The sequence below is a fragment of the Allobosea massiliensis genome (genome assembly GCF_042655245.1).
Taxonomy (GTDB): Bacteria; Pseudomonadota; Alphaproteobacteria; order Rhizobiales; family Beijerinckiaceae; genus Allobosea; species Allobosea massiliensis.
The window spans coordinates 1-7466 of record NZ_JBHSLU010000113.1 but is presented as its reverse complement, the minus strand read 5'-3'; the positions used below and the strand labels follow the sequence as shown (position 1 = coordinate 7466).

Here is a 7466-nt window from a genome sequence, read left to right as displayed (position 1 = left end):
TCGGGGATCTCTCGGTTCAGGGTTGGCGTTCACAACCCAAACCTAACCGGCAATCGCCGGTGACCACCGTCAGCTACACCACGCTATGGGACACGACCCCGGAAGACTGACGCCGGGCCTGGATACCTTCATCTGCGCGTGCCGATCGCTGTGGGTGTACAAGTTCGGAGAAGCCGAGAAGGGGTTTTATCAGAGCGGCGACACGTCACGATGGTCAGGACCATTTGTGACATTCACGTTCGCTGCCCAGACTTTGCTCGACGGGCGCATGCGCCGATCGACGCCTGAGAAACTGGGCGACCGCATTGGGCGTCTGCTTACCGGCGACAGCGAAAAGCAAATCTCTGTTGCCGGGTCGAGGTGAGCGACTGAGAACGACATTCTCCCACCACCGCAGCGAAGCGGCGATGGAGAGAAGCAATGACAGCCGAAAACAAGCGCGATCAGTTCCTGAACGTCTCCCAGATTGCGGCCGCATACCCGATCAGCATCTCGACGATTTGGGCAGAGCTCAAGCGGGGCAAGTTTCCCGATCCGGTGATGATCGGCCGGAAGAAGGTCTGGCGCCGCGAGGATATCGCCGCGTATTTCACGCCTCGCGCCAGCCGCGCCGCGTGATCGCCATGGCGCGGCACCCGCTCACAGATCCCGCTCTGCTCGACGCGCTGCTCGAGCAGCACGACATCTGCCAGTGCGTCATCAACTCGATCGACGGCGTGCGCAGCGAAGGCATGGAGCCGACACCGGAGAACATGGTCGACGCGGGCATGGCAGCCGGCTTCGATCCTGATACCTGCCTGCTGCTGTCGGCGCTGGTCGCTCGCCATCTCGGGTCGGAGGGCAGGGGATGACGGCAGAAACGAAAGAGCCAGGGGCGGCGGCAACCGCACCCCGGCTCAGATCAAAGGCCTCGCGGCTCAATCCATTACAGGCTGATCCGATTGGCGCAAGAGCCATGTCGGCCGGCGCGACCTGGGAGATTCGGATCGGGCAATGCGTACTCGGGTACACGCGGCCGACGGCAAAGAAGCGGCGCAGCTTCTTGCTCGCCCGGAAGCGTCTGCGCGAGCTCATGGACCTGATGACGCTCCGCTATGGCGGCCCCTGCCGAACGAAGCGAGCGCACGACTACCTGACGTTCGCCGTGGCGCACCTGGTGCACGTTGCTTCAAACCCGGACACGTACAGCCTGATCTGGGCTCGCGACTGGACGCCAGACATAGACCTGCACGACGTTCGCAAGGTGGTGGCAACGGTTGAGTTTCGACCGCGTTACTGGTCGGCGGACCAGGCCGCCTTCTACCTTCGGGTCACCGCCGACGAGCGCGACGGGCTGCTGATCACGACGATTGGTTGTGTCGGCAGTTCCAAGGCAGATCGGAAGCTGCGTCGTAAACGGCGCGAGGTCGAACGGCGCAGAGAGCAGCGGCGAAAGCAGGGCGCAAAGCCCCGGGCGCAGTATGAGGCAGAATCAATCTCCGCCGAGGCGGCCCGAACGGGCGTCAGTGTCAGCACGATCAAGCGTCGCCGGGCAGCTCGGCGGAGGGGTGCTGAGCCATGTATGACGGACAGCATGTCATCGAAGATGACAGGTGAAGGTCACACTTGGTTCACCCCCTCCAGAACGGGCTCAATTTCTCCGCTCATGGCGAGGGTGTTGAGGTCCACAGCGGCGGCACTGCGAGGGGAGCCGAGGCATCCGCCGATCGAGCCGAATCCCAGCCCGTCACCGGCAGTCGTCGCTCTTCGGAGGATGATGGCGCAGCGACTTCGCGAGGTAGTGCGCGAGGAGGACGCCGCATGACGGACAGAGTGTGCAGCGCTCCGGATCTTCGATCTGCCCCAGCCGCGGCGCTGGCGGCGCTTCGCGCCAAAGAGGGCTGTCCGAGGGGCGCAGTCGGCATGGTCGGCGCGAGATGTCTCGCGGCGAGCATGGCGGATGCGGGATGAATAACGCCTACCGGCCTCGGCGCCCGGACTAGCGCCACCTTCAGCACCAGGAGCAACCATGACGACGTCAAGAACGGCGGCCGCCGAGCCGCGCCCAGAATCCGCCTACGATATCGCGAACGACCTGGCCGCCCGGGCTGGCGATCTCCGCCGGCTGGCAGAGGTGACATACGAGTCCGTCACCGAATTTACTGCGCCGGCCGGCACTCCGCAGCACGACGTTCTGTGCCGCTCGGCCGCCCTCTGCCGCGTTGTAGAGGATTACGCGAAGCAGCTTGAGGCCCGCACCGCCGCCCTGTTCGCCCGCATCGATCAGGTGACGTCATGAGCGCCCCCAAGCTGGCCGATATCGAATTCGACGTGTTGAACGTCCTCAATGCCGATCGCGTCGTGGCGATGATCTTCGACGACCTGATCGCGAGCCGCGGCCGTGACGACCTGATGGCGGCAATGGTCAGGGAGAAGTGCCCCGGGCTCGGCAATCACGAGATCTTCGTCATGAACGAGGACGAGCACAATGCGCTGCTCTACAGCGTCTTCCACCTGTCGGAGACCGTGAAGAAGCTCTACGCCCGGTGTCACGAACTGATTGGCGGTGACGGGCCGATGGAAGGGGCGGCGCCATGAGCGCCCTCTTCGCCGGCGCCGGCTACTATCGGATATCGACTGCGCCAGGGCAGCGCATCGTCGCGTGGTGCGTCCCGCGCGACGGCGGCGGAACCATCGCGGCCTTCAGGTCGCAGGCGGCGGCCCGGGATCCGGCGAAGGCCATCGCGACCTATTCGGCAGCCGAGTTCGCCGCGGTCGCGGTCGAGGCCATCTGCCCATTGGCGGCGGGTTGACCGATGGCCCGGCCGGACCGCGTGCTGCTGATCCGATCAGCACGTCTGCTCGACCTGCGTTACCCCGCGGTCGCTGATTGGCTGCGCGATGTCGCGCGGCCTCTTGATCCAGAGATCGCCGAGCGGCGGGAAGTCCTTCGGCTCGTCTGGCGGCGCCATTTCCCCGACGAGAAGCGCACGCCTGCGGCACGCCTGATCGCGTCGACGTGGCTGCAGGTCGACTTCGACCGGGAGCCCATGCCCGGCACTGCCGACGCGCTGTTCCATCGGCTGCACCGCCAGGACATCGGGCCGAGGCAGTGGCGCACGATCGCCGCCGATCTCGATGAGATGTGTCACTGAATCCTGCATCGCGTTGCATTCTGGTCGCGCCTGACTGTCGGCGATGGCAGATTCTGCTCGCAGATCGATTTTTAGGAGCAGCAGATGCCCACCGCTTTTAACGCCGCCATCGCCACCGGATCGTCCTACGCGATCCCAGCTGGCAAAACCGCCGAGTTCCACGCGTTCCCTGTCCTGGCCTCCCGCGCCAACGTCAACGCCTCGCTCGCCATCGGCGCCGTGCAGATCGCGATCATCACCGACGCCGATCCGATCGGCCCGCTGCACGCCAATGCCGGCGACGTCGTGTCATGGACGGGCGCGAACGGCGCGGCGCTCAGCGGCACACTGACGGACGTGGCGTGATGGCGACCCGACGCTTCACGATCGACCCCGATCGCGTTGATCGCTTCCTTGCCGCTGGCGAGGCGGCCTTCGCCGCGTCGCGCGAGTTTAGCCGCGAGGATGAGGAGATCCGCGGCCGACTGGCGCGGCTGCGCAGCAAGAAGGCCGAAGCCGATCGCGACCAACCGCGGCAGTACGTCATGGTCGATGCGGCAAGCCTCGCCGAAGATGCCGCCGAACGCCGGTATGAGCCTGGCCAGTTCGACGCTCAGATCGCCAAGGTCGAGGCCGAGCTTGAGCGCTGTACCCGCCGCCGTGCCGAAGGTGCTGCGCGCCGCGAGCATGACACGCGGATGGCGAGCATCGTTCGAGACTTCATCGGCGAGCGCCTTCCACAGTTCGTCGCCAGGAGCGTCTGATGGCCGCCGTATCGAAGCAGAACGCAGAGACCATCCGCCAGGCCTTCCGGGAGGCGCAAGGGGATATCGACGCCCTGCGCGGCCGGATCGCCGAACTGCAGGAAGCGCTGAAGCGGGTCGATTGCGCGCCGCGGGCTCGCGCCGACGTTGAACGGTTTATCGATGCTGAGATCGCTGAAGCCATCGCGAAGCGCCCTTTCGAGATTGGTGCGCTCTGGTCTCGCGATCTGCGTCCCCATGAGTACCGTACCCGATTCAACACGGCGACTGCGGGCATCATCACTCAGAGCGGCGGCGACGATTCCGGTAAACCATCCCGCAGCGTCATGCTCGGCGGCGACATGTTTGCGGTGTTTGCGGCTTGGGACGCGGAGCGGCTGAAGGCTCTCCTGCTCGCCGACGCGCCGGACGGGATGACCGAAGACGCTCGCGCCGTCGAGATGTCCCGCCTTGAGCGTGAGATCGAAGTCGCCGAGATCGCGGAGGAAGTGGCCTGCCGCGAGATCGAAGACGAGCTCGGCAACACGATCATGCGGCGCGCCGACGTCAATCCGGCGATCCTGCTCGCGCCGACCAGCGAACTCACGGGGAGGCGCACATGACCGGGCTCGACTATCTCGGATCGACCGCCTGGGCGATGCCCTCCGCTGACCTGCAGGCAATGATCGCGATCGCAAACCGCGAAGGCGATCTCAGCCCGGAGGCCCTGCAGGCGTACCGCACAGCGTCGCTGCAGCGCGCCGAGCGGGCCGGTGTCCGCGACGGGGTTGCGATCATCGGCATCAACGGGCCGCTGTTCCGGAAGGCGAATCTCTTCACGTCGATGAGCGGCGCGACGTCCTATGAGCAAGTGCGCCGCGATCTGCAGGTCGCGCTCGACGATCCCAGCGTGACCGCGATCCTGCTCGACATCGACTCGCCCGGGGGCGAAGTTTCTGGCGTCGGCGAGTTGGCCAACGCCATCCGTGCGGCAACGGCGACAAAGCCCGTGCATGCCTATGCGGGCGGGCTCTGCGCATCCGGGGCGCTCTGGGTTGCCTGCGCCGCCTCGCGGGTCACCGTCGATGCTGCGGCTATGGTCGGTTCGGTCGGCGTCGTGATGAGCATGATCGATGAGAGCGCCGCAGACGAGCGGCGCGGCATCAAGCGGGTCGAGATCGTTTCCAGCCAATCGCCCGGCAAGCGGCCCGATCCTGCGTCCGACGAAGGCCGCGCTCGGCTGCAGGCGACCGTCGACAGCCTGGCCGCCGTCTTCGTCAAGGCGGTCGCCGGCTTCCGGGGCGTGTCCGATGCCACCGTGATCAGCAAATTCGGTGGTGGCGGCGTGCTGGTCGGAGCGCAGGCGGTCAAGGTCGGGCTGGTTGACGCCATCGGATCATTCGAGGGCGCGCTGTCAGCCCTGCGCGATGCGCCGCGCCAGCAGCGGATCTCGGCCGCCGTCGATCGCGCGCTCTCTGCAGCCCGATCCGCGCCCGTGGCCACCGCGCAGCCGACGGCGCCAGTCGTCGACCAGGACGCGATCCGCGCGAGTTGGAAGACGATCGCCGAACAGCGCACCAGCACCGCGGCCGGCCAGCACAGGGGCGTGGCGTTCATCCCGTCCGCTCCGGCGCCGGCTCCGGTCAGCGAGGCCTCGGCAGACGAGATCGCCGCCGGCTGGGCCAAGGCCCGGGCGAAGCACGAGACGGCCGCGCCGGCCACGGCAGAGCCGGGAACGCCTGATGCGGTCGCGGCGGCGGGTTGGAATGCCGCGCGAGCGAAACACGGTTTCGGCCCGATTGGCGAAGGGGGGACGTCGCATGTTGACGATTGAGCGCCCCTACAACGCCAACCGCGAGTTGGCGCGCATGGCCGCCATCAGCCGGCATCCGCTGGCGACGGTGCATCGCGGCATCGCGGAGCAGATCGCATTCACGCCAGGGCTGGAGCCTGAAGAGGCCGTGTGGGCACTGGAGCACGCGATCGCTCTGATGGCGCCTGAGAAGTTCACGATGCTGCGCCCGGCCGAGTTCCCGGCATACCCGAACGGGCAGCGCTCGCGAGCATACTGACGAGATCCTGGCGCGGGCTTCTCCGTTGGGGCGGCGCCAGGGAGCGCGGGCATAGGGTCATTGAAGCCCGAAAGCCCGCGCCGAATGCAGAGCGGCCGGCTCCGGTGCCGCTCGGGTTGTGGAAGGGCCGGGTGGGAAACTGCCCGGCCCGCTTCATGAGGACGCCATGACGAAGGCAGACGGCAATTTCGAGCGGCGTTGGACCGGCAGGAAGATTGCCAGGATCGCATTCATGCGAGCGAAGGGCTGGTCATACCGGCAGATCGCCGCCGAGCTCGGCGACGGCACGCGATTCGAAACGATCGGAGCAGTGTGCCGCCGGTGGAAGCTGCCGGTCACGCGGCGCGGCCAGCGGATGCTTCTGTGCACCATGACACACCGCGAAGCTGGCCAGGTGGCGAAGGAGGCTCGCAAGCGGAAAATGGACACCAGCGAATGGATCGGGAAGGTGGCCGGGGCTGCCGCGCGCGGCAAGCTTTACGACGCGATTCTCGACGAGGGCTGAAGGCGTCGTATCCCCCTCGACCAACGTATGAGAGATGGAGGCATTTCGGAGTTTCATTCAAGCTCGACAGGGCAGCTGCATGCCGCTAGGTCACGCGCCGGCCGCCACTGTCGGCGAGCATGGAGAACCTGATGTTTCGAGCTATCGTTGTCGCCGCAGCGGTCTTTGCAGCGCAGGCGGTTACAAGTGCCCACGCGCAAAGTGACTACCCCTTCAAGCTTCATAACAGGTCGCAGGGCTGGACCATCACTGGTTTCCAGACGTTCATGAACGGCAATTGGAGCACCAACTGGCTGAGCGCGCCGGTTCCCGCAGGCCAAGCGGTCGACATGGACTGGAAGAGCAATGCCGGCTCCTGCACGGTCCGCTTCCGGGTCCAGTGGGCCGGGTACGATCCGACCGAGCATCGGGCCGATTTCTGCAAGCTCAAGAACCTCTACATGCTCAATGAAGGCATCCGCACCGACTGATCGTCGCGGTTGAACGAGGTCGCGGCGTTAGATGAGAAGCTTCGCCGCGACCCAAAAACAGCCCACCGCCAGGATGGTATTGCCCAGAATGCCGAGCCATGAGCGCCCCGCGCGCGCCGGCTCGCCGGAGAGGTCCGGAAGAAACTTCACATAGTCGCCGGGCTGGTACGGCTCAGAGGCCTCCGGCAGGGCTGGCAAGCCCCGCTCGGCTCGCCAGCGCTGAGCGAAGGCCTGGCGGCTGGTGGCCTCGTCGGCGGTGTAGCGGTGGCGCCAGGGATCGGCCAGCATGATCGCTTCCCGCTCGATATCCGAGATCGGCGCCATGCTCGTCTGCGGCCGGTTCACGCGCACCCGCTCGACGGGCTGCGGCACGCCAGCCGAATCGAGGAAGGAAACCAGTGCCTCGCCGACGGCCAGGCTCGTGATAGCGCTCTCGACGTCGAGCCCGGACTTCGGCCGGAACGCCTTCGCGCTCGCTCGCACCAACTTTTGGTCGCGCGGGGAATAGGCCCGGAGCGCGTGCTGCACGCGGTTGCCCAGCTGCGCTAGGACGATGTCCGGCA

Annotated in this window: 15 protein-coding genes; 14 read left to right on the top strand and 1 reads right to left on the bottom strand. The window is 66.4% G+C overall.

Annotated elements, in window-relative coordinates:
- Positions 1-420: 420 nt before the first annotated feature.
- The 14 genes from ACFPN9_RS26210 (at position 421) to ACFPN9_RS26145 (ending at position 6903) form a co-directional block, all read left to right on the top strand.
- A complete protein-coding gene (locus ACFPN9_RS26210) occupies positions 421-618 on the top strand; it encodes a helix-turn-helix transcriptional regulator (protein WP_377817908.1) in 198 nt (65 codons plus the stop codon).
- A complete protein-coding gene (locus tag ACFPN9_RS26205) occupies positions 615-851 on the top strand; it encodes a hypothetical protein (protein WP_377817907.1) in 237 nt (78 codons plus the stop codon). The genes ACFPN9_RS26210 and ACFPN9_RS26205 overlap by 4 nt, the downstream gene beginning before the upstream one ends.
- The gene (locus ACFPN9_RS26200; protein WP_377817906.1) at positions 848-1804 is read left to right on the top strand and encodes a hypothetical protein; all 957 of its coding nucleotides are present in this window, start codon (positions 848-850) and stop codon (positions 1802-1804) included. Before ACFPN9_RS26205 ends, ACFPN9_RS26200 begins: the two co-directional genes overlap by 4 nt.
- Positions 1805-2008: 204 nt before the next feature.
- The gene (locus tag ACFPN9_RS26195; RefSeq protein WP_377817905.1) at positions 2009-2278 is read left to right on the top strand and encodes a hypothetical protein; all 270 of its coding nucleotides are present in this window, start codon (positions 2009-2011) and stop codon (positions 2276-2278) included.
- The gene (locus ACFPN9_RS26190; RefSeq protein ID WP_377817904.1) at positions 2275-2577 is read left to right on the top strand and encodes a hypothetical protein; all 303 of its coding nucleotides are present in this window, start codon (positions 2275-2277) and stop codon (positions 2575-2577) included. The genes ACFPN9_RS26195 and ACFPN9_RS26190 overlap by 4 nt, the downstream gene beginning before the upstream one ends.
- Positions 2574-2792 carry a hypothetical protein gene (locus tag ACFPN9_RS26185; RefSeq protein WP_377817903.1) on the top strand — a complete coding sequence of 73 codons (219 nt, stop codon included), beginning with the start codon at positions 2574-2576 and terminating at the stop codon, positions 2790-2792. The genes ACFPN9_RS26190 and ACFPN9_RS26185 overlap by 4 nt, the downstream gene beginning before the upstream one ends.
- Before the next feature lie 3 nt (positions 2793-2795).
- Positions 2796-3134: a hypothetical protein gene (locus tag ACFPN9_RS26180; RefSeq protein ID WP_377817902.1), complete on the top strand. Its 339-nt coding sequence runs from the start codon at positions 2796-2798 to the stop codon at positions 3132-3134.
- 84 nt (positions 3135-3218) lie between these two features.
- A complete protein-coding gene (locus tag ACFPN9_RS26175; RefSeq protein ID WP_377817901.1) occupies positions 3219-3479 on the top strand; it encodes a hypothetical protein in 261 nt (86 codons plus the stop codon).
- Positions 3479-3877 (top strand): hypothetical protein, encoded by a 399-nt coding sequence (locus tag ACFPN9_RS26170; protein ID WP_377817900.1) that lies wholly within the window; start codon positions 3479-3481, stop codon positions 3875-3877. The genes ACFPN9_RS26175 and ACFPN9_RS26170 overlap by 1 nt, the downstream gene beginning before the upstream one ends.
- Positions 3877-4479 (top strand): hypothetical protein, encoded by a 603-nt coding sequence (locus ACFPN9_RS26165; RefSeq protein ID WP_377817899.1) that lies wholly within the window; start codon positions 3877-3879, stop codon positions 4477-4479. The genes ACFPN9_RS26170 and ACFPN9_RS26165 overlap by 1 nt, the downstream gene beginning before the upstream one ends.
- Positions 4476-5690, top strand: a complete 1215-nt coding sequence (locus tag ACFPN9_RS26160; RefSeq protein ID WP_377817898.1) for a S49 family peptidase — start codon at positions 4476-4478, stop codon at positions 5688-5690. The genes ACFPN9_RS26165 and ACFPN9_RS26160 overlap by 4 nt, the downstream gene beginning before the upstream one ends.
- The gene (locus ACFPN9_RS26155; protein ID WP_377817897.1) at positions 5677-5928 is read left to right on the top strand and encodes a hypothetical protein; all 252 of its coding nucleotides are present in this window, start codon (positions 5677-5679) and stop codon (positions 5926-5928) included. Before ACFPN9_RS26160 ends, ACFPN9_RS26155 begins: the two co-directional genes overlap by 14 nt.
- Before the next feature lie 166 nt (positions 5929-6094).
- Complete coding sequence (locus tag ACFPN9_RS26150) at positions 6095-6433, top strand: hypothetical protein (RefSeq protein ID WP_377817896.1); 339 nt, start codon at positions 6095-6097, stop codon at positions 6431-6433.
- 131 nt (positions 6434-6564) lie between these two features.
- Positions 6565-6903: a hypothetical protein gene (locus ACFPN9_RS26145; protein WP_377817895.1), complete on the top strand. Its 339-nt coding sequence runs from the start codon at positions 6565-6567 to the stop codon at positions 6901-6903.
- A gap of 27 nt (positions 6904-6930) precedes the next feature.
- Here ACFPN9_RS26145 and ACFPN9_RS26140 read toward each other — a convergent pair.
- On the bottom strand, positions 6931-7466 hold a 536-nt coding region (locus ACFPN9_RS26140; RefSeq protein ID WP_377817894.1), incomplete at its 5' end, for a helicase HerA-like domain-containing protein.